Origin of the sequence: Brenneria sp. hezel4-2-4 (assembly GCF_013155275.1) — a bacterium.
In the GTDB taxonomy this organism is placed as follows: domain Bacteria; phylum Pseudomonadota; class Gammaproteobacteria; order Enterobacterales; family Enterobacteriaceae; genus Brenneria.
The window spans coordinates 746,289-772,504 of record NZ_JABJXS010000001.1; the positions used below are offsets into that span (position 1 = coordinate 746,289).

The following is a 26,216-nucleotide window of genomic DNA, read 5'->3' on the forward strand; positions in this document are numbered from 1 at the left end:
GATCGCAGTAACGGTCACGCTGCCGGCAATGATGGCCTTCGGTTTTTTGCAGGCGCTGCTGATGCTGGCGATTGCTCCGCTGATGTCCGGCATGTCGCGGGTTATCCGCGCCAAAATGCATTCACGGCAAGGCCCGGGCGTATTGCAGGACTACCGTGACCTGTTCAAGCTGCTGAAACGTCAGGATATTGCGCCGCTGCACGCCGGCGGCGTTTTTCGCCTGATGCCCTATGTGATGATTGGCACCCTGTTGCTGATCGCCATGACGCTGCCGGCCGTCACCTGGGCATCGCCCTTTGGCGCAGGCGGCGATGTGATCACTCTGCTCTATCTGTTCGCTCTGCTGCGTTTTTTCTTTTCCCTGTCGGGGCTGGATACCGGCAGTACCTTTGCCGGCATCGGCGCCAGCCGCGAGATGACGCTCGGCGTACTGGTGGAACCCATTCTGATCCTGTCGCTGCTGGTGGTGGCGCTGATTGCCGGTTCCACCAATATCGGCGCCATCAGCAGCGCGCTGGCCGCCTCGTGGGTGTCGCCCGTGGCAACCTTTATCGCCCTGCTGGCCTGCGCCTTCGCCGCCTTTGCGGAGATTGGCAAGATACCGTTTGACGTCGCGGAAGCCGAACAGGAGTTGCAGGAAGGCCCGCTGACGGAATATGCCGGCGCCGGGCTGGCGCTGGTGAAATGGGGCCTCAGTCTGAAACAGGTGGTGGTGGTCGCGCTGTTCCTGGCGGTGTTCATCCCCTTCGGCAAGGCGGAAACCTTTACGCCCGCGGCGCTGGCGACGGGCGCGGCGTCCTTTGTCATCAAGCTGACGCTGGTGTTTATCATCGCCTCGCTGATTGAAAACAGCATGGCCCGCGGACGTTTTCTGTTTATCGGCCGAGTGACCTGGCTGGGATTCGCCGTCGCGGTACTGGCATGGTTTTTTTATCTTATCGGCCTATAAGGGATTAATACTCGCTATGAAAAAAACGTCCTTTACCGCCGCCTACCCGCAGCGCGTCGCCCCGGCAATCGCCGGGCCGCACGCGTTGCCCTCTTTCCGTCAGGAGATGTACCGTGATGAATGAAACCTCTGCTGCCAGCCTCAATGCGTCGTCTGGCAAACGCGGCGTCGGTTATGCCGCCCAGGTCAGACAGCGGTTTCCGGCAGCCATTCTGCAAGAAGAGTGGCAAACACCCGAGCAGTTGACGCTGACCGTCAAGCTGAACGCCCTGCCCGAGGTGGTGGAATTTCTGTACTACCAACAAGGCGGCTGGCTGTCGGTGCTGTTTGGTAATGATGAACGGTCACTGACCGGCTATTTCGCCATTTACTACGTGCTGTCCATGGAACAGGGCGAGAAGTGCTGGGTCACCGTGAAAGCGCTGGTCGACGCCGATAACCCTGAATTCCCCTCCGTCACCCCCCGCGTGCCCGCCGCCGTGTGGGGAGAGCGCGAGGTGCGCGACATGTACGGTCTGATCCCGGTCGGATTGCCCGACGAACGCCGTCTGGTGCTGCCGGATGACTGGCCGGACGATCTGTATCCGCTGCGCAAGGACGCCATGGATTACCGCCAGCGCCCCGCCCCCACCCGCGATGAAGAATCCTATTCGTTCATCAACGACGCCGACGGCGAAGCGCGCATCGTACCGATTGGGCCGTTGCATATTACCTCTGATGAACCGGGCCATTTCCGCCTGTTCGTCGACGGCGAGCGCATTGTCGATGCGGATTATCGGTTGTTTTACGTACACCGCGGCATGGAAAAACTGGCGGAAACGCGGATGGGCTATAACGAAGTCACCTTTCTGTCCGATCGGGTGTGCGGCATCTGCGGGTTTACCCACAGCGTGGCCTATACCACCGCGGTTGAAAACGCGCTCGGAGTGATAGTGCCGCCGCGCGCGCACAGTATCCGCAGCGTGTTGCTGGAGGTGGAACGGCTGCACAGCCATCTGCTGAATCTCGGACTGGCCTGCCACTTCGTCGGCTTTGATACCGGGTTTATGCAGTTCTTCCGCATCCGTGAAAAGTCGATGACCATCGCGGAAATACTGACCGGCGCCCGTAAAACCTACGGGCTGAATCTGATTGGCGGCATCCGCCGCGATATTCTGAAAGACGATCGGTTAAAAACCATCAGGCTGATCCGGGAAATGCGCGCCGAAATCACCCAGCTTTGCGATATGTTGCTCAATACGCCCAACATGGCGCAGCGTACGCAGGGCGTGGGCATTCTGGATAAAAAGATCGCGCGCGATTACAGCCCGGTCGGCCCGATGATCCGCGCCAGCGGCTTCCAGCGGGATACGCGTACCGATCACCCGTTCGCCGGTTATCTCGACCTGCCGATGGAGTTGCAGCATCTGGACGCCGGCGATGTCCATTCGCGCGTGCTGGTCAGGATACGTGAAGTCTTCACCTCGTTGGCGATGATCGAATACGGGCTGGACAACCTGCCGCAAGGGCCGCTGCTCAATGAGCAGATCCCTTATCAGCCGGGCAAATTCGCGCTGGGCTTCGCCGAGGCGCCGCGCGGCGACGACATCCACTGGATCATGACCGGCGACAATCAGAAACTGTTCCGCTGGCGCTGTCGGGCCGCCACCTATGCCAACTGGCCGGTATTGCGCTACATGTTGCGCGGCAACACGGTTTCCGACGCGCCGCTGATTATCGGCAGCCTCGATCCCTGCTACTCCTGCACCGACCGGGTGACGCTGATTGACGTGCGTAAACAGAAAATCACCACCGTGCCTTATAAAGAAATGGAGCGTTATGGTCTGGAACGCACCCATTCGCCGCTCAAGTAGGGGATGAACCATGTTGAAACTGTTTAAAACCATCCTGCAAACCGGCAACAGTACGGTGAAATACCCGTTTAAACCGCTGGATTTGCCGGCGGGATTTCGCGGCAAACCCCAATACGACGCCGCGCAATGCATCGCCTGCGCCGCCTGTACCATGGCCTGCCCGGCCAATGCGCTGACGATGGAAACCGATGTCGCCGACGGCACCCGTACCTGGCAGCTCTTTCTGGGGCGCTGCATTTTTTGCGGCCGCTGCGAAGAAGTGTGCCCGACCCGCGCCATCGTGCTGTCGCAGGAATTTGAAATGGCGGTGAGCAATAAAGCGGATCTCTATCAGCGCGCCACCTTCACCCTGCTGGACTGCCGGGTTTGCCATCGTCCTTTCGCGCCGCAAAAGGAGGTGGACTACACCATGGCGCTGCTGAAACAGTCAGGGATGTCCGCCGACGAGGTCGAATCACAGCGGCCCCGCTTCGAAACCTGCCCGGAATGTAAACGTAAACAGAACATGAACAACCAAGGCAATGTGATGCTGAGCCAGTCTATTTCCCCGGCGGCCAGTTCATCACCGGCCGCTGTCAATGGGAGCAAATCATGAGCACCCTGTCCACTGGCGTCGATCATTACCAGACCACGCCGATTGTTTTGGATGAACAGGCGCAAAAACTCAAGAAAACGCTGTTGCAAGACATCCAGCGCTCCGCCTACGTCTACCGTATCGACTGCGGCGGTTGCAACGGCTGCGAGATAGAGATCTTCGCCTCCGTCGCGCCGCTGTTCGACGCCGAGCGTTTCGGCATCAAAGTGGTGGCCTCGCCGCGCCATGCGGATATTTTGTTATTTACCGGCGCCGTCACCCGGGCAACGCGGATACCGGCATTGCGCGCCTATGAAGCGGCGCCCGATCCGAAAATCTGCATCTCCTACGGCGCCTGCGGCTGCGGCGGCGGGATCTTTCACGATCTGTATTGCGTATGGGGCGGCAGCGACGCCATTGTCCCCATCGACGTTTATATTCCCGGCTGTCCGCCCAGCCCGGCGGCCACCATCTACGGCTTTGCCGTCGCGCTGGGTCTGCTGGAGCAGAAACTGCACGGCAGCGACTATCGGCAGGCGGAACAGGAAAAAGCCGCGTTGATTCACCCGGACGTGCCGCTGGATTTACGCGTGCTGCTGGAACGGGAAGCCCGGCGCATGGCGGGCTATCGTCAGGGACGGGAAATCAGCGACGCCTTTTTGGCCCGACTGGAAAACCAACCGCTGGACGGACTGGATCGGCGCATTGCCGACTGGCTGCAACAACAAAACGACCCGCGCCTGACGGAGATTGTCGGGCAGCTTCAGCAGATCTATCTGGCGCTGTTGAACGGGGAGCGCTGCCGATGAGCGCGCAGGTGATTTTCTACGCCCTGAGCCAGAAGTTTCTCGACAGCAAAGATAAAGTGCCGGATCAGGCGCGGCAGGTGATGTATTACTCACTGGCGATCGGCCACCACGTCGGGGTGATCGACTGCCTGAAACAGGTTCTGATCTGCCCGCAGGCGGACTTTCAGCGCTGGATCGGGCAGTTGGCGGAAGGCGAGGCAAAACGCAAAATGAGCGGCCTGCTGAAATTTGGCGAGATCGTCATCGACAGCAGCCATACCCAAACGCTGGGCCGCGCCTTTGGGGCCTTGTCCGGCGAACAGGATGCTTATCCGGACTGGAGCAAAACCCTGTTGGCCTATTTGCGCGCCATTGAACAGGAAACCGCGCTCTATTTAATGGTGAAACGCGTTGATGATTGAGCAAAACGGGCGCACGGAAACGCGTGTCGCCAACGAGAATATGGTGCTGACCGTGGGCAACAGCATGATGGGCGATGACGGCGCCGGGCCGCTGCTGGCCGAGCGCATGACGCAAAGCCCGGTCGCCGGCTGGTCGGTGATCGACGGCGGCGCCATTCCGGAAAATGCCGCCCACAGTCTGCGGACGCTTCGTCCCCGCCGTCTGCTGGTGGTGGACGCTACCGATATGGGGCTGGCGCCGGGTGAAATACGCATCGTCGATCCGCAGCGCATCGCCGAAGACATGCTGATGAATACCCATAATCTGCCGCTGAATTTCCTGATCGACCAGTTAAAAGACGATATTCCCGAGGTGATTTTTATCGGTATCCAGCCCGCATTAGTCGCTTTCTATTGTCCGCTTAGCGCGGCGGTGGAACAGGCCGTGGCGCTTATTCATCAGCGGCTGGCCGGGTGGCGGGGGAACGGCGGTTTCCAGATGCTGTAGCACGATTATTCAGATAAACCGCATCGTGCTCCATTACCCTTCCCATCCATGAGAATACGCGTTGATAGGCGGAAAAAATGACCGTTTTTTCCGCTACGGCCGTCATAAAACGCACCGCTACGCGACAATCAGTCGGCATTTCTCCCCTCCCGCGTTACGGCGGCGTTGCTTATTGGCTAAAGGTTTATGTGCCCTACGCTTTCGTCAATCGTTTGTCGTCAAATCTGCCGAAACGCGCCTCTTAGTATCGTCACCTGGGGTATTTCAGCCATAAAACCAGGCGAAAATTTAATAAAAATCGTTAATTTTCAAATCATTAAATTATTTTATCTTTTTTTGGCATAAACCCTGCTTTACCGGGCGGTGATGTGTCACACCCTGATATGTCGACACAACAATTTTTTGTCGGAGACGATGTCATGAACCGGTTCGTTATTGCAGATTCGAGGAAATGTATTGGCTGTCGCACCTGCGAAGTTGCCTGTGCGCTGTCCCACAACGACGATAAAACAGCCTCATTATCCCCAGAGCACTTTTCACCACGCCTTAAGGTCGTTAAAGGATTGAATGTCAGCACCACGATTCAGTGTCGCCAGTGTGAGGATGCGCCGTGCGCCAACGTGTGTCCGAATGGCGCCATCATTCATGCGGATGATTGTATTCAGGTACAGCAGGAGAAATGCATTGGTTGTAAGACATGCATTGTAGCTTGTCCTTACGGCGCCATGACCGTGATCAGTAAACCGGTCGCCCGTATCAGCCATTATCAAACGTTGGGCAACACGATCAAAGCCGAAGCGCAAAAGTGCGATCTTTGCCATGAGCGCACAGCAGGCCCGGCCTGTATTGAAGTTTGTCCGACAAAAGCATTACGACTGATCGGCCGCGATGATATGCAGGCCATGATCCAACAAAAACAACGTCGCGCGGCGCTTGACGACGCCGCGGGCATGCAGTTCTGAACAGTGCCGTAACGGTACGCAGAAGGAGAATAACCATCATGCAGAAAGTGATTACCGTCTGTCCTTATTGCGGTTCAGGCTGCAAAATAAACCTGCTGGTTGAAAACGGCAAGGTGGTGGGCGCCGAAGGCGCCAACGGCCAGATCAACGAGGGCGAACTCTGTCTTAAAGGCTATTACGGCTGGGATTTTCTTAATGACACCAAACTGCTGACGCCGCGTTTGAAGCAGCCGCTGATCCGCCGTCAAAAAGGCGCGCCGTTTGAAGCGGTGTCCTGGGACGAAGCGATTAGCTTCGCCAGCTCACGGCTGAAGGCCATCAAAGAGAAGTACGGCGCGGAGTCGATTATGCACACCGGCTCTTCCCGCGGCCCGGGCAACGAAACCAACTATGTCATGCAAAAATTCGCTCGCGCCGTTACCGGAAATAACAACGTTGACTGCTGCGCCCGCGTCTGCCACGGCCCGTCCGTCGCCGGTTTGCGGGTCACGCTGGGCAATGGGGCGATGAGCAACTCCATCTGTGAAATCGAGCATACCGAATGTATTCTGGTATTCGGTTATAACGCCGCGGATTCACATCCCATCGTTGCCCGCCGGATCCTGAAAGCCAAAGAACGCGGCGCAAAAATCATTGTCTGCGATCCGCGCCATATCGAAACCGCTCGCATCGCCGATCTGTGGCTGCCGCTGAAAAACGGCTCCAATATGGCGCTGGTCAACGCCTTTGCCAACGTGCTGATCAATGAGGGCCTCTATAACCAGGACTATGTCGCCCGTCATACCGAAGGATTTGAGGAATATAGCCAGATCGTCGCCAAATACACGCCGGAATACGCGGCCGAGATCACCGGGCTGTCGCCTCAGTTGGTGCGCGAGGCGATGCGGATGTTTGCCGCCGCTCCAACCGCCACTATTTTGTGGGGAATGGGCGTCTGTCAGTGGGGTCAGGGCGTGGATGTGGTCAAAGGCCTGTCCGGGCTGGCGCTGCTGACCGGTAATCTGGGACGGCCGAACGTCGGCGTCGGGCCGGTGCGCGGTCAGAACAATGTTCAGGGCGCCTGCGACATGGGCGCCTTGCCGAACATGTTCCCCGGTTATCAATCCGTTACCGATCCGGAAATTCGGAATAAATTCGCCCAGGCCTGGGGCGTGGCGGAGCTGTCGGACAAAGTCGGTTATTCCCTTACCGATGTGCCGCACAAGATTAAAGAAGGCAAGATCAGAGCAAACTATGTGATGGGAGAAGATCCGCTGCAAACCGAACCGGATCTGTCCATGATGCGGGAAGCGTTCAGCGAACTGGAATTACTGATCGTTCAGGATATCTTCATGACCAAAACCGCCGCGGTGGCCGATATTATTTTGCCGGCCACCTCCTGGGGTGAACATGAAGGCGTGTACTCCGCCGCCGACCGCAGTTTCCAGCGTTTCTACAAGGCCGTCGAACCGCAGGGAGACGTCAAGCCGGACTGGGAAATCATCAGCCTGATGGCTACCGCGCTGGGCTACCCGATGCATTACAACAATACTCAGGAAATCTGGGACGAGATGCGGCATCTCTGCCCGACGTACTACGGCGCCACCTATGAGAAAATGGCCGGGCTGGCCTGTGTGCCCTGGCCGTGCCCCACCGAGGACAGCCCGGGCACGCCGTGGCTGTACGAAGGCAACCAGTTTGCCCGTCCCGGCGGCAAAGGCCTGCTGTTCGCCACAGAATGGCGGGCGCCGATGGAACTGGTCGATGAAGATTATCCGCTGGTGTTGTGTACCGTGCGGGAAGTGGGCCACTATTCCTGTCGTTCGATGACCGGCAACTGTACGGCGTTGCAAACGCTGGCCGACGAACCCGGTTACGTTCAGGTCAATCCTGAAGACGCCGAACGGCTGGGGCTGCGCGATCAGCAACTGACCTGGATCTCGTCGCGACGCGGCAAAGTGATGAGCCGCGTCGACGTCAGCGAACGGGTGAATAAAGGAGCGGTGTATATGACCTATCAATGGTGGATCGGCGCCTGTAACGAGCTGACGCTGGATCACCTCGATCCGATATCCAAAACGCCGGAATACAAATACTGCGCCGTCAAGCTGGAAGCGATTGAAAACCAGCAGTGGGCGGAAAATTACGTGCAGCAGGAGTATAGCCAGTTGAAAGCGCACCTGCGCAAAACGGCGGAAGTGAATTAACGGTCTTCCTTCACGGCTGAAGATCCCCACAAATGTGGGGAAGAATTTCTGTCAGTGCAGTGAGGGTTTCGTGCGCACTAACCAATGAAGATTTCTGCAACCGTTGCAGCACGCGCCCGACATGGGGCGGCTCAATCGCCGCCGCCCCATGACCCCAGGCTTTTCGCGGGAAATCGCGTCGCTGCGCGATACCTTCGGCGTTCGTGACCGCTGTTCGGGCCGCCAGTGACGCGCTCCCGGCGCGGCACTGGCTTTCGCGGCTGTCCTGCCGCTCACCCGGCGGTCCCGCCCACCTCAGCACGATTTTTACGCGAAAGAAACCCTTAAGCATGCAACCTTTTGTTATTTAATGTGATTTACCGAATAATACTTAATTATTTTCTGGGAGTTACCCCTCACGGGAAGACAGAGATCGCTACCCCGTAAAACGCCCCTACGTGATGCTACTCCATACTTTCCAGCATTCTGGCGGAGATCCCCATACGTTGCATGCGCGACAGCAGTGTGGTGCGTTTCAATCCCAGCCTGGCGGCGGCGCCTCTCGGCCCGGCGACAATACCGTTGGTTTCCCGCAGCACCCGAATAATCCGCTGGCGCTCCGACTCATCCTTATGCTCTTTCACCGGCGAAGCCGCAGGAACAGGAAGCACCGCCGCTATCGCGGGAGACGGTTGCGGGACATCCAGGGGCGAGAGATGATATTGCAGTTCGGCCAGTTGCAAATTCAGCGTGGTTCCTCGGGTAAGGATCACCGCCCTTTCGATCACATTCTCCAGTTCACGTACATTTCCCGGCCAGGGCAGTTTACTCAACTGACGCAGCATTTCAGAAGGAATGCTGTCGATGGTTCGATTCATCCGGCGGGCGATCTTACGGGCGAAAAACTTGGCCAACAGCGGGATGTCCTCCGGCCGTTCACGCAGCGGCGGTATCACGATAGGAAAAACGTTTAAACGATAATAGAGATCGCTGCGGTATTCCCGATCGGACACCATCTGTTTCAAATCACGATTGGTGGCGGCAATCAGGCGCACATCCACCGGAATGACTTTACTGCCGCCCAGCCGCTCAATCTCCCGTTCCTGCAATACGCGCAACAGTTTGGGCTGAAGCTCCAGCGGGATATCGCCCACTTCATCCAGAAACAGCGTGCTGCCATCCGCCATTTCAAAGCGCCCCTGCCGTTGGCTCGTGGCGCCGGTAAACGATCCTCTCTCATGTCCAAACAGATCGCTTTCCAATAAACCGGAAGGTATCGCCGCACAGTTCATTTTCACCATGCGTTTGGCCTTACGCCGGCTCAGACTATGGATAGCCCGGGCGATCAGTTCCTTGCCGGTGCCGGTTTCGCCCAGAATAAGCACGGTACTGTCGCTGTCCGCCACCATTTCCACCTGTTGCAACACCTGACGGATCGCCGCGCTGCGGCCGATAATTTCCCCAAAGACTTCGCCGCCCAGGCTTTGCGTTTGTTCGGTCAACTGTTCCGTCAGATAGAAGTTCTCATGAATCAGGCTATCTTTCAGGCGGGTAATCTGCTCATAGGCCAGCGCATTATCCAGCGCGATGGCGATGCGCGATGCAATCTGGCTCAGCAATTTCATTTCCGCATCGCTGACCGATAGGTCGCAATGGTGAGCCAGCTCCAGCACCCCCAGTACCCGATCGCTGAAGGCCAGCGGAAACAGGCAGGCGTGTTTTAATCCGCTGTCGAACCACTGCGCCAGATAACGCGGCTGACCGGGCTGATTGACCCGATTATTGATTCGCGTAACCTCATTGTTCTGCATCACTTCAGCCGCCCGGGTTTCCGATAGCTTGCGTTCCCCCTCCTCCAGACGCGGTGAACGTCCGGCAGGAAAATGGGTGGCGTAATACTTCAATGTCTTATCGTCGTCGTCATTATCCCGTAATGCCAACGCCACAAAGTCGATACCGAAAAAGCGGTGGATCTCCCGGGAAACCTCCTGCGCCAGCGCTTTCAGTTCCAGTTTGGAAATCACGGTATTCGTCACATCAACCAGAATGCGAAAATGATCGCGTTCGTGGCGCAGTTTCTCCGCTTCGCGCTGCGCCTGCTCGCGCTCGCTGATATTTTCCAGCGCCGAGGTAATCACGCCCGATAAGGCCTGAAAAAAGGCGATCTCGCTGTCGTCGAACAGGCTGCCGTCGATTTTAATAAACTCGACGCCGCCCAATGCCCGGTGCGGCGTGGATAATGGCAGTTGGCAATAGTCGCTGAGTCCGGCGTAGGCGGGTTGATCCATCAGGTGGGGAAAGTCGCGCTGGAAACGATCCCGGTCGCAATGCAGCAGCGTATGCGTGTTCCACACCACGCTGCCCGGGCCGCCTAATAACAGTAAGGGATCTTCACTACGAATAGTTTTATTCGCGTCGCGGTCACGACGATAAAACAGGGTTTGATTATGTAACGGATCGAGCAGTAATAGATTGACCCGCCCAAACCTGACTACCGAAAAAGACAAACTATCCAGTACCTGTAGCAGCGCATCGATGCTACGTTGCTGCAACAGCGTCTGAGACACTTTCAGCAGGCTATCCTGCCACAGAATGGACAAACGTGATGGGGAACCTGTCAGTCGTATCGCCATAACCACCGCAAAAATCATCATAACCAATAAGGTTAATAGTGTAAGGACTAACGAAAGGAAATCCTATGTCGCCGCGTCGATTGATTGATCTGAATCGTGATCGCAGAGAGGAATAGCGCTTTCCCGACAAAAAATAAGCCTACGAACCATTTACTTTTTTGCGGTTGGGCATTCAGTGGCGTCACTGTCGCCAGACTTTTATTTAATCTCCGAACGCCGCGGATTATGCATATAACGTCATTGCCGTTTTTTCCGAGTAACAAAAATATTACTTTCATTTATCATCAAAAATACAAAAACCGCCCATTCCATTATTCTTATTGGCGGAATAATAAGCAAATTAAGCGATTATTTATCAATCAAATAAACTGTTGGACGGATACAGGCCTTCCGGTTAAGCATCAGCGTAATTAAATCGTCGGCAACAACCCCGCTGAAAGAATAAATTCTGAACAAAATTCTATTTATTGCTAATACTGACAAGATTATAAGTTAATCTGATGATGCAGAAAGCCAACGCACGGCACACCGCAGGCGTGTAAAAATAACCCATTGTTTTTATTAATTTTAATAAAAAACCGTCTCTTCACGCGTAACGCTAAGCTATCTATTATCGTCATAACCGACCCGTAAGTATGCTTTTTTTGCATCGAACAATTATAATTCGCATCTTATCACCCAGAAAAAAAACGGTAAAAAATCAGAATCAAGGTAATATCTGCGTGCAGACACAACACCCCCAATAACAGTCAGGGTGCTGGTTCAGTGCGTTCAAGGAATACGCGCGATCCACCACGCTGCAATAATACTGTGTTGTCTGAATCTATTCACCAACATGAGGTCAATATGCAAAGGCAGAAGTTAGTTATACAGATAGCCGTCGCTATCTTATTAGGGATATTAGTGGGATGGCTATGTCATCAATATCTTGATGGCGGACGAGCAAAAGAAATCGCCTCTTATTTCAACATGGTTACCGATATTTTCCTGCGTTTGATCAAGATGATCATCGCACCGCTGGTATTCGCCACGCTGGTTTCCGGTTTGGCCAGTATGGGCAACTCTTCCGCCGTCGGTCGTATCGGCATCAAAGCCATGACCTGGTTCATCACCGCTTCTTTCCTTTCCCTGCTGATCGGCATGGTGCTGGCTAACTTTTTCCAGCCCGGCGCCGGCATGAATCTGGAAGTTCCGGTCAATGCCGCGCACGTGGCAACCGGCCTGAACACCGATGGCTTTACGCTTAAGAACTTTATCAGCCACATTTTCCCGAGAAGTATCGTGGAAGCGATGGCGAACAATGAAATTCTGCAAATTCTGGTTTTTTCCCTGTTCTTTGGCTCCGCGCTCGCCTATGTGAAAAATAAGAACAAAGGCGCGACGGTCATTGCCTCCATGATTGAGGAACTGGCCAAGATCATGTTCCGCGTGACGGACTACGTGATGAGCCTGGCGCCGATTGCGGTATTCGCCGCGATTGCCTCCGCCATTACCACACAGGGGCTGGGTCTGCTTTACGACTTCGGTAAACTGATCGGCGAGTTCTATCTCGGTCTGGCCTTGCTGTGGGGCGCACTGTTCCTGGTTGGCTATGCGTTTCTGGGCAAAGCCATCGTTACGCTGGCAAAACTGATCCGCGAGCCCACCATGCTGGCCTTTGCGACCGCCAGCAGCGAATCCGCCTATCCGAAAACCATGGAAGCGCTGACTAAATTTGGCGTACCGAAGAAAATCACCAGCTTTGTGCTGCCGCTGGGTTACTCCTTCAACCTGGACGGCTCAATGATGTATCAATCCTTTGCGATCCTGTTTATCGCTCAGGCATACAACATTGATTTAAGCGTGACGCAGCAAATCCTGATTCTGTTGACGCTGATGATCACCAGTAAAGGGATGGCCGGCGTCGCGCGCGCTTCCGTCGTGGTGGTCGCGGCGACGCTGCCGATGTTCAGCCTGCCGGAAGCGGGGATTCTGCTGATTATCGGTATCGACCAGTTCCTGGATATGGGCCGTACCGCCACCAACGTCATCGGCAACAGTATCTCTACCGCGGTGGTGGCCAGTCTTGAAAAAGACGTCCATGACGACGAGGAAGAGGAAGAAGACGCGGTCGTTTCCTATCAGGAAGTTCAGGCCAGTCAGAACAGTTAATCTTGATGGTCATCTCATAGCGGCCGTCCGGCCGCTATTTTTTTATCTGCCGCCGATGCGATTCCTTCATATAGCGCCAGAATTTTTCCGACGCCATATTCAACCGCGCATCCAGCCGATAAAGGTAAACGCCCATTTGCATCACGGCGTTTTCCATATCGAGGATAACCAGCCGTTTGTTTTTAAGCTCTTCTTTGATGGAGTAATCCGGCAGCCAGGCAATGCCATAACCTTGTTGCGTCATCCGCTTTAGCAGATCGCTCATTGAAGAGACGAAATGCACCGTAAATCTGTCGCTGCCGACGGTGGATAAATAGCGGCTTACCTGACGCCCCATATAGCTGGTGTCGGTATAATTAAGCAGCGGTACGCCGGGGGCGTTAATATCAAACAAGGGTTTACCGGCGCCGTCAGCGGCGCAAACCGGATAAAGCCGGGATTCCAGTATCTTTTCATGCATAAAGGGTTCAGACATCAATTCTTCATTGTAAAAAGAGAAGATAAAATCGCTGCGCCCTTCTTTTAGATTTAATACCGCCTCATCAACGTCGATTGACTCGACATAAAATATTTTCTCCTGAGATTCCGGTACGTTCTTTAGCAACTCAGGCATTATGAAAATCGATAACGAATGCGCCGCGGCAATAATGATTTTATTTTTATAATTGCTGCCGCCGTGCAGTTTATTAAGCTGATATTCCAAATCATCCAGCGTATTGCGAATATGCGCATGAAAAACCCGGCCCGGCTCGGTTAATTGTAATGGTGAGGAACTACGGTCGAAGATATCAAAACCAATTGCGGTTTCCAGCGCGCGAATGCGCCGACTGAATGATGACTGAGAAATATTTCTTTTTTCCGCCGCCAGCGTAAAACTACGATATTCTTCCAGCGCAATAAAATCATACAGCCATTTTGTCTCGATATTATTCAACATGATATTTCACCGATTATATTTTACCGCGTTGTTGAACCCAAGAAAAGCATGAGAAGACCATTCGCTATGCAAATCATACATAGCAGATGGGAATTTAGCAATTCACATTTCTCGACGATATGCGATTATCCTTTTAATTTCAAAAATCTACAATGACGGCTATATAAGGTGAACATCATGAACCGCTTAGTGGGCATACTCGGTGGCATGGGACCGGGCGCAACCGTTGATGCGATGCAGAAGCTGATAAAGAATACGCCGGCTTACCGGGATCAGGACCATATTCCAATGATTGCGGTATCGATACCGGATATCCCGGACAGAACAAAATGTATTCTTGATCACAGCGCGTCGCCGTTGGAAAAAATGATCCAATATATGAAAATATTGGAAAATGCCGGCGCCGAGTGCATTATCATTCCCTGTAATACCGCACATTACTGGTTTAATGAATTAAAACGGCACACCCGTGTCGAAATGATCAGTATTATTGATACGACCTGCCAGGTTATTCAGGATAAAAAGATAGTCAAGGTCGGGCTATTGGCCACCACCGCCACCATCCAGGCGCAGATTTATCAGGATAATCTGGGTAAGAACGGTATTTATTGTCATATTCCTACCCGTACGGAACAGGATTTGGTGATGGAAAGCATTTATGCGTATAAAGCGGGGAAATTTAATCAAGCACACGCCATGTTATCGCCGATAAAAGATCGGATGCTGCAAGCAGGAATCGAGAAAATTATTCTGGGCTGTACCGAACTCCCGCTTATCTTAGCGAGAGAGATACAAAAAACCCCTGACGACTATATCGATGCGACGGAAGAATTAATTAAAAAAACCGTCGAGTGGTATTTTTCGCCTTCCCACAACCATGAAGTTGCCGCCTGAGATACTGTTAACTCGCTTCCATTTTTATTTTCCAGGCTTGCTAGCTGCCGCATTACTGCGCATGATTACATTTTGATGACGGCAGACTAACGTGGCAAACCATGATTAATGTGGCTCTGATAGACGATCACATCGTTGTACGGTCTGGCTTTGCCCAGCTTCTGGCGTTGGAAAAGGACATTCAGGTCATTGGGCAGTATGCCACTGCCGCGCAGGCATGGCCGCACCTGCTCAAACAACCTATCGACGTGGCGGTGATTGATATCGCCATGCCGGATGAAAGCGGCCTGAGCTTATTAAGCCGCCTGCGCCAGCAGCGCCCCGGCTTTCGCGCCATTATCCTGAGCATCTATGACACCAGCGCCTTTGTGCAAAGCGCGCTGGACGCGGGGGCCGGCGGCTATCTGACCAAACGTTGCGGCCCTGAAGAGCTGGTTCAGGCCGTTCGCGTCGTCAGCGGCGGCGGGCTATACCTGTGCGCCGATGCGCTGCACGCGATACGCCACCAGCAGCAACCGCCAAAGGAACTGCTCGCGTTGACGCCGCGTGAACGGGAAATATTTACCCTGCTGATTAACGGCTTGAGCGTGAAAAGCATTGCGGAGCAGCTCGCGCTGAGCCACAAAACCGTGCATGTTCACCGCGCCAATATCCTCGGCAAATTGCAATGCGACACCACGGTTGAACTGGTGCACTTTGCCTTACAGCATCAATTGCTGGCAGGAACCTGATCGATGTTCAATCTGCGTTTCGTCGGCATGACGCTGTTCCTTATTTTTTCCTATGGCTTAAGTTGGCTGGCGCTATGGACCATCGGCTTCTATCTGAGTCATAACGGCCAACAGGCGATACTGCTGCTGCCGCAGGGATTACGGCTGGCGTTGATGATCCTGCTGCCGCGTAAATACTGGCCGGCGCTGGTGCTGTCGGAAATGGCGATTCAATTCTGGTTGTTCGGCGAACAGCTTCAGACCCAGATGCTGATCGCGCTTTCCCCCTGGCTGAGTCTGTTACCGGCGGCCATCACGCAAAAAATCTGGCATCGCTATACCCTTTACTGGCAGCGGCTTCTGCTATTGCTGGCCGCGTTAACCCTGAACAGCATCCTGCACGGAATGTTTATCGGCCCCTGGCTCCAGACGCAGCTCACCCAGACTTTACTGGCAACCTTTACCGGCGGCGTGCTGCTTATTCCCTTTACCTACCTGATCCATGAATATATCAAACAGCAGCATCTGCAAACCCTGCTGGCGCAGGCGATCCCCGATCCGCCGCTGCGCACATCGTTGTTGGTCTGGTGTTCGCTGTTTTTCTCGATTGGCGTCTGCCTGCAAATCACCTTTACCCCGGAAATGGAGCGCCTGCTGATCATTTTCGTTTTCCTGCCAAACGTCGTCATGGCCTATAAGTTTGGCTGGCAGGGCGGGGTCTTATCCGCTGTGCTGGGAAGCCTGATGATTACCGTCACCCGGCAGGTCAGCGGCGCGTTTAATGACTTACGCGAACTGGAGCTATTCTTATCCACACAGGCGCTATTGGGTATCGGGCTGGGGATCGCCATCAGCCGCCAGCAACAGTTGGCGCAGCGCTTGCAACGCTATCGTCAGCAGTTGGAGCAGGAACTGAAAACCCGCCGCCGGCTGATGGAACAAATCATCCATACCGAAGAGGAAGTGTGCAAGGATATCGCCCGCGAACTGCATGACGATATCGGACAAAATATTACCGCGATTCAGATCCAGGCCATGCTGGTTAAGCACAGCGCGCCGGAAGGAACCGCCCGGCAGGCCGCCGGACAAATCAGCGATCTGTCGCAGCGTATTCATCACACGACCCGGCAGCTATTGCGCCGCTTACGTCCTCCGGCGCTGGACGAAATGGTGCTGGATAAAGCGCTGCACCATCTGGCGGACGAGTTCGCCTTCAACGCCAGGGGAATTCGCTTCAATCTGGACTATCAACTGCCGCAACAGCCCTATGACGATGTGGTGATCTTTACGCTCTATCGATTGCTTCAGGAACTGCTCAATAACATCAACAAACATGCGATCGCCAACCATATTGAGGTGCGGCTCTATCAGCATAACGACCTGATTACCCTGGAAGTCACCGATGACGGCATCGGTATGGCGCCGGACAACAGCGGCGGTTTCGGGCTGCGGGGAATTGAAGAGCGCGTGCGCGCATTAGGCGGCAACTGGCAGGTTCAAGCCAAGGCGCGGCCTCCGTCCGGCGGCGAACCGTCGCCGGGCAAGGGCACGCACATAACTGTTAACCTGCCCACAAAATTCACACAAAAAACCGAATAGCTAGGAATTTTTCCTAGCATCCTAAAACCTTATCTCATCTCTTCCGGCTTTTTTCCCCCTACTCTTCCCTCAATGCGACGGAGATACCCATGCAGGCAACGACGCTTTCACCGACCCAAATCAGCCAGCGCTATCGTTACTGGCGGCCGCGACTGCTGATTTCGATGATCATCGGGTACGCCACGTTCTACCTGACGCGGCGCAGCGTTAATTTCGCCATGCCGGTGATGCAGTTGGAATTGGGGCTAAGCAAAGACGATATCGGTCTACTGGGTACGCTGTTTTATCTGTGCTACGGCGCCTCGAAGTTTATTTCCGGCATGGTGTGCGATCGCAGCCAGGTGCGTTGGTTTATGGGCGTCGGGCTGTTGATCACCGGAATATTGAACATTTTATTCATGTTCTGCGAATCGCTCAGCGGGTTGCTTATCGTCTGGGCGTTAAACGGATTTTTTCAGGGATGGGGCTGGCCGCCCTGCGCCAGACTGCTGACCAGTTGGTATTCGCGCAACGAGCGCGGTTTCTGGTGGGGATGCTGGAACACCTCGATCAATATCGGCGGCGCGGCGGTGCCTTTACTGGCCGGTTATCTGGCTGCGCAATGGGGCTGGCAGGCGGCGCTGCTGGTGCCGGGGATCGTCGGCATCCTGATCGGGCTGTGGCTGTGCTGGCAGTTGTGCGACAAACCGCAGCAACAGGGGCTGCCCAGCGTCGGACAATGGCGGCGTGATGCGCTGGAGATCCGGCAGGAACAACAAAGCCCGCCGATGCCGATGCGCCAGATCCTGCGGGATACGATCCTGTGTAATCACACCATCTGGCTGCTGGGGATTTCCTACATTCTGGTGTATCTGATTCGCATCGCACTGAATGACTGGGGAAATATCTGGCTGGCGGAAAGTCACGGTTTCAACCTGCTCAGCGCGAACGCCACGCTGTCGCTGTTTGAACTGGGCGGGCTGATAGGCGCGCTGTTTGCCGGCTGGGGATCGGATCTGCTGTTTCGCGGTCAGCGCGCCCCGATGATCCTGCTGTTTGCGCTGGGGCTGTTTCTGACCATGACCGCCCTATGGCTGACGCCGGTTCACCATGCTTCGCTGCTGGCGGTCTGTTTTTTCAGCATCGGTTTTTTTGTTTTCGGGCCGCAAATGCTGATCGGCCTGGCGGCCACCGAGTACAGCCATAAGGATGCGGCCGGCACCGTCACCGGATTTCTGGCCTTGTTCGCCTATCTGGGCGCGGCATTGGCCGGCTGGCCGTTGGCGCAGGTGCTGCAATACGCCGGCTGGTCCGGATTTTTTACCCTGCTGGCGCTGGCGTCGGCCTGTATCGGCCTGCTCCTGATGCCGCTGCTGATGGCCGGCGTCAGCCAGCGGGAGACACTGAGATCGCTGTAATGCGAGTACCCCTACAATCCGATAAGGAAAATATAATGAAACTGACCACCCTTGCCACCATGATTGCCGCCGGGCTGACGCTGGCGGCCGTCTCCGCCACTACGCAGGCCGCCGGACGGCTGGTGATTTACTGTAGCGCCACCAATGCCTTTTGTGAGGAAGAAGCCAAGGCGTTTGGCGAAAAATACGATGTCAGAACCTCGTTTATCCGCAATGGTTCCGGCAGTACGCTGGCGAAAGTCGAAGCCGAGAAGAGAAACCCGCAGGCTGACGTCTGGTACGGCGGGACGCTGGATCCGCAGTCTCAGGCCGGCGAAATGGATCTGCTCGAACCCTACCAATCCCCCAACCTTGAGCAGATCATGCCGCAATTCCGCGATCCCGCCAAACGTAAAGGCAACTACTCGTCCGCCGTGTACGTGGGGATCCTGGGCTTTGGCGTCAACACCAATCGTCTGAAAGAGAAAAATCTGCCGGTTCCGCAGTGCTGGAAGGACTTGACCGATCCCATCTACAAAGGCGAAATCCAGATTGCCGATCCGCAAAGCTCCGGCACCGCCTATACCGCGCTGGCGACCTTCTCCCAGCTGTGGGGCGAGGATCAGGCTTTCGATTACCTGAAAAAACTCAACCTCAATGTTTCCCAATACACCAAATCCGGCATCGCTCCGGCGCGTAACGCCGCGCGCGGCGAAACCGCCATCGGTATCGGCTTCCTGCATGACTACTCGCTGGAAAAAGAGAAAGGCGCCCCGCTGACGCTGGTTTCCCCCTGCGAAGGCACTGGTTATGAAATCGGCGGGGTCAGCATCCTGAAAGGCGCCCGCAATCTGGATAACGCCAAGCTGTTCGTTGACTGGGCATTATCGAAAGAAGCGCAGGAGCTATCGTGGAAGAAAGGCCAGTCGTATCAAATCCTGACCAATACCACGGCCGAAGCCTCCCCCTTGTCGCTGAAGCTGCAAGATCTGAAACTGATCAACTACGACATGGACAAATACGGCGCATCAGACGTGCGTAAAGAGCTGATTTCCAAATGGGTCAATGAAGTCAAAATGGGCAAATAGCGGTGACATGGCGGATAAGCCAGAAGGCACCCGGGCACAAGCTTATCCGCCGTCCGGCGTCATGAAAAAAATAACAATAACGCATGCAAAACCTACGTAATAAATGATGACAACACCAGGGAATCCATCATGTCGCACACATTAGCTCTCTCTCCAACGCCGAAACGGGATGCCGTATTCCTGTGGCTGGCGCTGATCGCCGTCGCATTTACGCTGCTGCCCGCCTGGAGCCTGGACTATGGCCTGTTTGATGTATCGCGTGATGAACTGTTGGATGCCTACAGTTGGTCAAGCCTGAATATCAGCCTGCTATGGTTTTTGCTGCCGCTGGGGCTGCTGTTGCGCCCGGTGGCCACAGCCAGCCGGGAACAACGCGGCCGGCATCGTTTTGACGCGGCCTATTCACTGTTCTGCGCCGTGTTTGTGGTGATCAGCGCCACCCTTGAAGGGCGCGGCATGGGTTACGCCACCATTCTGCTGTTCATCGCGCTCGGCGCCATCGTCACCCTGTCGCTGTCGCGGCTTGACTGGCTGGGCGGCGACCAGTTCGTTATCGGCTCGCTGGTCGGCATCATCGCGCTGATCGGGGTATTTATTCTTTATCCCAGCATTGCCATTTTTATTCCCATGTTCACTACCGACAGCGGCGAATTTGCGCCACTGTTGTTTATGCAGGTGCTGGGACAAGCCCATATTTTGCAGGTGATCTGGAATTCGTTCATGCTGTCGGTGGCGGTCGGTATCGGCTGTACCTTTTTCGGTATGGTGCTGGCGATTTACACCTCGCGCATCGCCCGGCGCTCCGCCATCATCGGCCGGATCTTCTCTATTTTGCCGATTGTGACCCCGCCGTTCGTCGTCGGGCTGGGCGTCACCCTGATGATGGGGCGCTCCGGTTATGTCACCGAACTGATGGTCAGCTGGTTTGGCCTGACCAATACCAACTGGCTCTACGGCTTTACCGGCATCTGGCTGGCGCAGGTGCTGGCCTTTACCCCGATGTCGTTTATGATCCTTGAAGGGGCGATTAAAACCATCCACCCGTCGCTGGAAGAAGCCTCTTACACGCTACGGGCCAACCGCTGGCAAACCTTTCAGCGGGTATTCCTGCCGCTGCTGAAACCGGCGCTGGCGAACTCGTTCCTGATTGTTATCGTGCAGTCGCTGGCCGACTTCAGCAACCCGCTGGTGCTCGGCGGTAACTTCGACGTCCTCGCCACCCAGATCTACTTCTATATCGTCGGCGCACAGTTGGATTATCAGGCGGCCAGTACGCTCGGCGTGGTCCTGCTGCTGTTCTCTCTGGCGGTGTTCTGCATCCAGTATCTGTGGATCGGCAAGCGTTCCTACGTCACCATTTCCGGCAAATCCTACCGGGGCGACGTGCAGCCGTTGCCGGTCTCGCTGGTGTGGATCGTCAGCATTCTGCTCTATGTCTGGATTGCCTTTAACGCCTTGCTGTACGGCAGCATTTTCTACGGTAGCTTCACCGTCAACTGGGGCGTCGACTACACCCTGACGTTGAACAACTTTATCCAGCTGTTCGGACAAGGTTTCAGCGAGGGCGCCTGGCCGTCGATGCTGGATACCCTGCTGTTTGCCGGTATCGCCGCGCCGATCACCGCCATGCTGGGGCTATTGATTGCCTATATCGTGGTGCGTCAGCAGTTTCATGGCAAGAAAACCATTGAATTCACCACCATGCTGTGTTTCGCGGTGCCGGGAACCGTTGCCGGGGTGTCTTATATTCTGGCGTTTAACAGCGCGCCGGTATACCTGACGGGCACCGCCGCCATCGTGATTATTTCAATGGTGATGCGTAACGTGCCGGTCGGCATCCGCGCCGGTATCGCCGGGCTGGGCCAGTTGGACAAATCGCTGGATGAGGCGTCGCTCAGCCTGCGGGCCGGTTCGATGCGTACCGTATTTTACATCCTGCTGCCGCTGCTGCGCCCGGCGATCCTGTCGGCGCTGATTTACAGCTTCGTGCGCGCCATTACCACCGTCAGCGCCATTATCTTTCTGGTTACGCCGGATACCCGTGTCGCCACCTCTTACATTCTTAACCGGGTGGAAGACGGCGAATACGGCATGGCGATTGCCTACGGCTCCATCCTGATTGTGGTCATGCTGGCCATTATTTTCCTGTTTGACTATCTGGTCGGCGAAGCGCGGGTTTCCCGTTCCAAAGCCCAGAACAGTGACTAAGCGGAGTGATTACCTTGAATACCAAAAATAAAAAACCGTCGGAAACGTTTTCTAACGCCGCTTGCGGCGGTACGCAGGACGCTGGTCATAAAAATTTTGTTGAACTGAAACAGGTCACTAAACGCTTCGGTCACAACACCGTCATCGACTCGCTGAATCTGGCTATCCCGCAAGGGAAAATGGTCACGCTGCTCGGCCCGTCCGGCTGCGGTAAAACCACCGTGCTCCGGTTGGTTGCTGGGCTGGAAAAACCGACGGAAGGCCAGATTTTTATCGATGGCGAAGACGTGACCGATCGCTCCATCCAGCAGCGTGACATCTGTATGGTATTTCAGTCCTATGCCCTGTTCCCGCACATGTCGCTGGGCGAAAACATTGGTTATGGGCTGAAAATGCTGGGGCGTCCGAAAACGGAGATTAAACAGCGGGTAAAAGAAGCGCTGGCGCTGGTCGATCTGGACGGGTTTGAAGATCGTTTTGTCGATCAAATCTCAGGCGGACAGCAGCAGCGCGTGGCGCTGGCCCGGGCGCTCATCCTCAAGCCTAAGGTGCTGTTGTTTGACGAACCGCTGAGTAACCTGGATGCCAACCTGCGCCGTAGCATGCGTGAGAAGATCCGCGAACTTCAGCAGCAGTTCAACATCACCTCGCTGTACGTAACGCACGACCAGAGCGAGGCTTTTGCGGTTTCCGATATGGTTCTGGTGATGAACAAAGGCAAAATCATGCAGTTAGGCGCGCCGCAGGAACTGTATCGTCAGCCTGCATCCCACTTTATGGCCAGCTTTATGGGGGATGCCAACGTCTTCCCGGCGACGATCGCGGATGACAGCGTGGATATTTATGGCTATAAACTGCCGCGACCGCAGGGTTTTGCCGCGGGACTAAACGCGTGTACCGTCGGTGTTCGCCCTGAGGCCATCACGCTCGGCCAGCAAGGCGCGGAAAGCCAGCGCTGCACCATCACCAAGGTGGCCTACATGGGGCCGCAATACGAGGTGCAGGTAGAATGGCACGGGCAATCGTTGCTGTTACAGGTTAACGCCACGCAGCTCCAGCCCAATCCCGGCGATTGTTATTACTTACAAATCCACCCCTACGGAATGTTCGTTCTGGCCGACAATTAATAATCAAGGGCGGCATCCGCCGCCCTTGATTTCCGCTTAATCCGCCACGCCAAAATAGCGCCCTCATACTGGCAAAATACGCGATAAAACACCGCTATAAACCAAAATCACCGCCGGTTGCGCATTCTCTCGCCAAACAAATCAAATTTGTGGTTTCCGCCTTTGACATGCGCGGTACACCCCGTTATGATGCGCCCCGTTCACACAATTCCTCTGTAGTTCAGTCGGTAGAACGGCGGACTGTTAATCCGTATGTCACTGGTTCGAGTCCAGTCAGAGGAGCCATTTACTTGTTTTCATGCATCCTTGCGAATCCCTATTTGTACATTGATTCAACAGGTTAGCGTGAAAAACCTTCCCGATGCGTTTCTAGTTTTCCCTCCGCATCGGGGAAAAATGGTGGTCAGATTTGGGGTCTTTCCAGTTCGATAACGGAGTGACCCGCATATGTCCCTAAACGACACGAAAATCCGCAACTTAAAACTTCCCGTTACCCCCATAAAACTATCCGATTCACACGGTCTATATCTCCACGTTAAACCTACTGGTTCACGTCTCTGGTACTTCAGGTACTATTTCGGTGGCAAAGAAACCCGCATGGCGCTGGGTGCCTATCCGTTAATCAGTTTGTCGGAAGCACGACAGAAACGTGATGTACTCCGCAAACTACTGGTGCAGAATATCAACCCGGCGCAGCAACGAGCCGCTGAAAAGGCAGCGCGTTCACCAGCAAAGAGTTTCAAGACCGTTGCGCTGAGCTGGCATAAAAGCAACAGAACCTGGTCGGAGAACCATGCCGCTCACCTGCTTGCTAGCCTGAACAATCATGTTTTTCCGGTGATCGGTAATCAGCCGATAACGGAACTGAAAACCCGACACTTCACTGCCCTTCTGAAAGGTATTGAGGAAAAAGGTTTGCTGGAGGTCGCATCCCGCGCGCGGCAGCATCTGTGCAACATTATGCGTTATGCGGTTCAGCAAGGATGGGTGGAAAACAACCCGGCGCTGAATCTGGTCGGCGTAACGGCTCCGCCGGTTAGACGCCATTATCCGGCCCTGCCGCTGGAGCGTCTGCCTGAGCTGCTGGAACGCATTGAAAACTATCAGCAAGGCCGGGAACTGACCCGGCTGGGGGTACTACTCACCCTGCACCTGTTTATCCGTTCCAGCGAACTGCGCTTCGCTCGCTGGCGCGAGATAGATTTCAAAAATAGAATCTGGACCATTCCCGCCACCCGCGACGCAATTGCCGGCGTCCGCTATTCTGGACGCGGAGCGAAAATGCGCACGCCGCATATTGTCCCGCTATCCCGACAAACCATCGACATTCTGAAGCAAATTCAAGCGATTTCCGGCCATTTGGAACTGGTGTTTCCCGGCGATCATAATCCGTATAAACCAATGTGTGAAAACACAGTCAACAAGGCGCTGCGTCTGATGGGTTATGACACCAAAACGGATGTCTGCGGCCACGGATTCCGGGCGATGGCTTGTAGCGCTTTGATGGAATCGGAGTTGTGGTCGCAGGATGCCGTTGAGCGCCAGATGAGCCATCAGGAGCGCAATAGCGTGCGGGCGGCCTATATCCACAAAGCCGCCCATCTTGAAGCCCGTAAAGCAATGATGCAGTGGTGGTCGGATTATCTGGATGCGTGCCGAGAAGTCTATGTCCCCCCCTATATCTGGGGCAAACAGGATGCCAGAGCCCACGATGAGGTAATTAACGGATAAAACGAAAGCAGATCCGGACGGTCCAGGATCTGCTTTTTCTATTTTTAACCAGTTTTATATCTGTTTTTTCGATTCCTCAGTTAATGGTCCAAGTTTAGCAATACCTTCTTTTTTATACTTCCTTATTAAGGAGTTAGGTGTTGCCCGGCATTAACGCATGGATATCTCATTTGAGCTTGATGACGTCGCGACCTCGGTTGTAACCCAAAATCACCCAGTTTTGACCTGAGATACCCACAGGAATTAATGGTGCAGATAAATAACTACAAAGGTCGGGTGCTGATCCTTCTGACACAGAAATTGGATCTGCACTTTTTTCTACGTCCCAGAGAACTAAGCATCAGCTGTTAGGGTGAATTCAAACCGAAAGCGTATACTGGGGAGCGAAAAATGGTAACAAACTCATTTATATGGTGATTTGTCATTATATCATCAAGCCGCAAAGACTTCTCGACCATGGCTGACCTCCAGTCTTCGGACACGAAAGGAAATCCTTGGTGCGATCACGGATACCTCTATCAGGGGTTATATCGTGCAGACGTCCAAGTTCTGCTTCTCGCTAAGCAGTGATAAACATCTTCATAGCTGGCGAGCTATGACCTCCTGATAGCATAAAATCAAGCATCGTCAATGATCCCGAGTGGTATAGATACATAATTTTTCATGATAATTACGTAAAAAAAGACTGATCCAAAAAAATAATATAGGTAATCATCATAAAAGTTATTTCTCTCGTAATAAATAATCGATATAGACTGAACTCACGGAATGATTGACCGAAGTGAAATTAAAACTCAGCAATTCAATTAGCGGGGAATGCCTGTATGGAAATCCACAACCGGACTCCAGATGTATATGATTTGCTTGAAATAAACAAGATCCTTCTTTCGACTTCAAATAATGGTGAGTCATTTGAAAAAGACTTACATCTCAATGGATTCATAGAAAAACCATGGGGACATGAATATAGGGTTTATTGTGATTCTATTTTTGATGTATGGCGCCTTCATATATTAAAAAATCAATCCACTTCTATGCACTGTCATATACAAAAAGATACAGTCCTTATATGCCTACATGGCGATGGAGAAACCAGGTTTCTTGATGGCACACATCAAGCATTAAAATCTGGTGACAGCATATATATTGCAAAAGGTGTATTCCATCAAACTATCGCCGGAAAATCAGGTATTGAGTTAATTGAAGTCGAAAACCCAAGAAACAAATTCGACTTACTTAGACTTAAAGATAATTACGGTCGACAAAATATGGCATATGAAAGAAGATCCCAGGAACATGATCTTTTACTTCCATTCCATCAGATAGCTCCTGGCACATTTATTAGGGAATATGATCTACATAAATTAGCAAAATTTTCTGTCAAAATTCTTGATAGGAATATGTTAAATGATGAGGATAACTTTATTTTTATTTCCTTAGATGTAAAGAGTCATCTAATGGGAAAAATTCATATCCTAAGGATCAAAGATGCCATCGCAGAAATGTACTGCGGTCAGAAGGTACTTTTAATTAATGTTCCGTAACGTAACATAGAAGGAAAA

21 protein-coding genes and 1 tRNA gene are annotated in these 26,216 nt (G+C 53.9%); 19 read left to right on the plus strand and 3 right to left on the minus strand.

Annotated elements, in window-relative coordinates; all coding sequences use genetic code 11:
- Positions 1 to 28: 28 nt before the first annotated feature.
- The 8 genes from HOY33_RS03445 (at position 29) to fdhF (ending at position 8,221) form a co-directional block, all read left to right on the plus strand.
- The gene (locus HOY33_RS03445; protein WP_172288842.1) at positions 29 to 949 is read left to right on the plus strand and encodes a respiratory chain complex I subunit 1 family protein; all 921 of its coding nucleotides are present in this window, start codon (positions 29 to 31) and stop codon (positions 947 to 949) included.
- Between the two features lie 116 nt (positions 950 to 1,065).
- A complete protein-coding gene (locus HOY33_RS03450; protein WP_172288555.1) occupies positions 1,066 to 2,802 on the plus strand; it encodes an NADH-quinone oxidoreductase subunit C in 1,737 nt (578 codons plus the stop codon).
- A 10-nt stretch (positions 2,803 to 2,812) separates the two neighbouring features.
- A complete protein-coding gene (hyfH, locus tag HOY33_RS03455; protein ID WP_172288557.1) occupies positions 2,813 to 3,397 on the plus strand; it encodes a hydrogenase 4 subunit H in 585 nt (194 codons plus the stop codon).
- Entirely contained in the window at positions 3,394 to 4,185 is a 792-nt protein-coding gene (nuoB, locus tag HOY33_RS03460) for an NADH-quinone oxidoreductase subunit B family protein (RefSeq protein ID WP_172288559.1), read from the plus strand. Before hyfH ends, nuoB begins: the two co-directional genes overlap by 4 nt.
- Positions 4,182 to 4,586: a formate hydrogenlyase maturation HycH family protein gene (locus HOY33_RS03465; protein WP_172288561.1), complete on the plus strand. Its 405-nt coding sequence runs from the start codon at positions 4,182 to 4,184 to the stop codon at positions 4,584 to 4,586. Before nuoB ends, HOY33_RS03465 begins: the two co-directional genes overlap by 4 nt.
- Complete coding sequence (gene hycI / locus HOY33_RS03470; RefSeq protein ID WP_172288563.1) at positions 4,579 to 5,073, plus strand: hydrogenase maturation peptidase HycI; 495 nt, start codon at positions 4,579 to 4,581, stop codon at positions 5,071 to 5,073. Before HOY33_RS03465 ends, hycI begins: the two co-directional genes overlap by 8 nt.
- A 419-nt stretch (positions 5,074 to 5,492) precedes the next feature.
- Positions 5,493 to 6,035 (plus strand): 4Fe-4S binding protein, encoded by a 543-nt coding sequence (locus HOY33_RS03475; RefSeq protein ID WP_172288565.1) that lies wholly within the window; start codon positions 5,493 to 5,495, stop codon positions 6,033 to 6,035.
- Between the two features lie 38 nt (positions 6,036 to 6,073).
- Complete coding sequence (gene fdhF / locus HOY33_RS03480) at positions 6,074 to 8,221, plus strand: formate dehydrogenase subunit alpha (protein WP_172288567.1); 2,148 nt, start codon at positions 6,074 to 6,076, stop codon at positions 8,219 to 8,221.
- 10 nt (positions 8,222 to 8,231) lie between these two features.
- Here fdhF and HOY33_RS03485 read toward each other — a convergent pair whose 3' ends face one another.
- Both HOY33_RS03485 and HOY33_RS03490 read right to left on the minus strand, forming a co-directional pair.
- Entirely contained in the window at positions 8,232 to 8,552 is a 321-nt protein-coding gene (locus tag HOY33_RS03485; RefSeq protein WP_172288569.1) for a hypothetical protein, read from the minus strand.
- A gap of 112 nt (positions 8,553 to 8,664) precedes the next feature.
- A complete protein-coding gene (locus HOY33_RS03490; RefSeq protein WP_172288571.1) occupies positions 8,665 to 10,833 on the minus strand; it encodes a sigma 54-interacting transcriptional regulator in 2,169 nt (722 codons plus the stop codon).
- Between the two features lie 846 nt (positions 10,834 to 11,679).
- On the opposite strand from HOY33_RS03490, the gene HOY33_RS03495 reads away from it, so the two are divergent.
- Entirely contained in the window at positions 11,680 to 12,984 is a 1,305-nt protein-coding gene (locus HOY33_RS03495; RefSeq protein ID WP_172288573.1) for a dicarboxylate/amino acid:cation symporter, read from the plus strand.
- A gap of 34 nt (positions 12,985 to 13,018) precedes the next feature.
- On the opposite strand, the gene hypT is transcribed toward HOY33_RS03495, so the two are convergent.
- Positions 13,019 to 13,921, minus strand: coding sequence for a hypochlorite stress DNA-binding transcriptional regulator HypT (gene hypT / locus HOY33_RS03500; protein WP_172288575.1), 903 nt, complete (start codon positions 13,919 to 13,921; stop codon positions 13,019 to 13,021).
- Between the two features lie 177 nt (positions 13,922 to 14,098).
- Between hypT and HOY33_RS03505 the strand changes: the two genes are divergently transcribed.
- The 10 genes from HOY33_RS03505 to HOY33_RS03550 all read left to right on the plus strand — a co-directional run bounded on the left by HOY33_RS03505 (position 14,099) and on the right by HOY33_RS03550 (position 26,198).
- On the plus strand, positions 14,099 to 14,815 hold the full coding sequence (locus tag HOY33_RS03505; protein ID WP_172288577.1) for an aspartate/glutamate racemase family protein: 717 nt from the start codon (positions 14,099 to 14,101) through the stop codon (positions 14,813 to 14,815).
- A gap of 101 nt (positions 14,816 to 14,916) precedes the next feature.
- The gene (locus tag HOY33_RS03510) at positions 14,917 to 15,546 is read left to right on the plus strand and encodes a response regulator transcription factor (RefSeq protein ID WP_172288579.1); all 630 of its coding nucleotides are present in this window, start codon (positions 14,917 to 14,919) and stop codon (positions 15,544 to 15,546) included.
- A gap of 3 nt (positions 15,547 to 15,549) precedes the next feature.
- The gene (locus HOY33_RS03515; protein WP_172288581.1) at positions 15,550 to 17,124 is read left to right on the plus strand and encodes an MASE1 domain-containing protein; all 1,575 of its coding nucleotides are present in this window, start codon (positions 15,550 to 15,552) and stop codon (positions 17,122 to 17,124) included.
- An 89-nt stretch (positions 17,125 to 17,213) separates the two neighbouring features.
- Positions 17,214 to 18,521, plus strand: a complete 1,308-nt coding sequence (gene uhpC / locus HOY33_RS03520; protein ID WP_172288583.1) for an MFS transporter family glucose-6-phosphate receptor UhpC — start codon at positions 17,214 to 17,216, stop codon at positions 18,519 to 18,521.
- Between the two features lie 35 nt (positions 18,522 to 18,556).
- Complete coding sequence (locus HOY33_RS03525) at positions 18,557 to 19,588, plus strand: ABC transporter substrate-binding protein (protein ID WP_172288585.1); 1,032 nt, start codon at positions 18,557 to 18,559, stop codon at positions 19,586 to 19,588.
- A gap of 129 nt (positions 19,589 to 19,717) precedes the next feature.
- Positions 19,718 to 21,796 (plus strand): iron ABC transporter permease, encoded by a 2,079-nt coding sequence (locus HOY33_RS03530; protein ID WP_172288587.1) that lies wholly within the window; start codon positions 19,718 to 19,720, stop codon positions 21,794 to 21,796.
- Positions 21,797 to 21,810: 14 nt separating this feature from the next.
- Complete coding sequence (gene fbpC, locus HOY33_RS03535; protein ID WP_172288589.1) at positions 21,811 to 22,923, plus strand: ferric ABC transporter ATP-binding protein; 1,113 nt, start codon at positions 21,811 to 21,813, stop codon at positions 22,921 to 22,923.
- A gap of 209 nt (positions 22,924 to 23,132) precedes the next feature.
- Positions 23,133 to 23,208, plus strand: a tRNA-Asn gene (locus tag HOY33_RS03540).
- Positions 23,209 to 23,370: 162 nt separating this feature from the next.
- Entirely contained in the window at positions 23,371 to 24,654 is a 1,284-nt protein-coding gene (locus tag HOY33_RS03545) for an integrase arm-type DNA-binding domain-containing protein (protein WP_172288591.1), read from the plus strand.
- Between the two features lie 824 nt (positions 24,655 to 25,478).
- The gene (locus tag HOY33_RS03550; RefSeq protein WP_172288593.1) at positions 25,479 to 26,198 is read left to right on the plus strand and encodes a cupin domain-containing protein; all 720 of its coding nucleotides are present in this window, start codon (positions 25,479 to 25,481) and stop codon (positions 26,196 to 26,198) included.
- The last annotated feature ends 18 nt before the right edge of the window (positions 26,199 to 26,216 follow it).